The organism is Clostridium sp. C105KSO13 (assembly GCF_001517425.1).
Classification (GTDB): domain Bacteria; phylum Bacillota; class Clostridia; order Lachnospirales; family Lachnospiraceae; genus Muricomes.
The window spans coordinates 1-429 of the sequence record NZ_FBWL01000024.1; the positions used below are offsets into that span (position 1 = coordinate 1).

The following is a 429-nucleotide window of genomic DNA, read 5'->3' on the forward strand; positions in this document are numbered from 1 at the left end:
CACCGCCCGTCACACCATGGAAGTCGGTAACGCCCGAAGTCAGTGACCCAACCGTAAGGAGGGAGCTGCCGAAGGCGGGACCGATAACTGGGGTGAAGTCGTAACAAGGTAGCCGTATCGGAAGGTGAGGCTGGATCACCTCCTTTCTAAGGAAGAAAGAAGTAAAGAGTTTGATGTCTATTGTTTAGTTATCAATGAGCGAGTGCGCAGATTAAATGGACTGGCACCGTGGCAAGCTGGCTTGCCAAAGGCGGCAGGTCATTTAAGATGCATAAGAGGGATTGAATCTATCGAGATGGAGCGCAAGCGGAGTCGAGATAGACGAAAGCCCGCACTCGCGGAGTACCACTGGATGCTATTAAATCAGTGACTCCGATAACAAAATCTTTTGGTGGCGATGCGCCTGGGGGAAACACCCGTACCCATCCC

1 rRNA gene is annotated in these 429 nt (G+C 52.2%); it reads left to right on the forward strand.

Annotated elements, in window-relative coordinates:
* Positions 1-146 (forward strand): 16S ribosomal RNA (locus BN3456_RS00070); the annotation flags it as partial.
* Between the last annotated feature and the right edge of the window lie 283 nt (positions 147-429).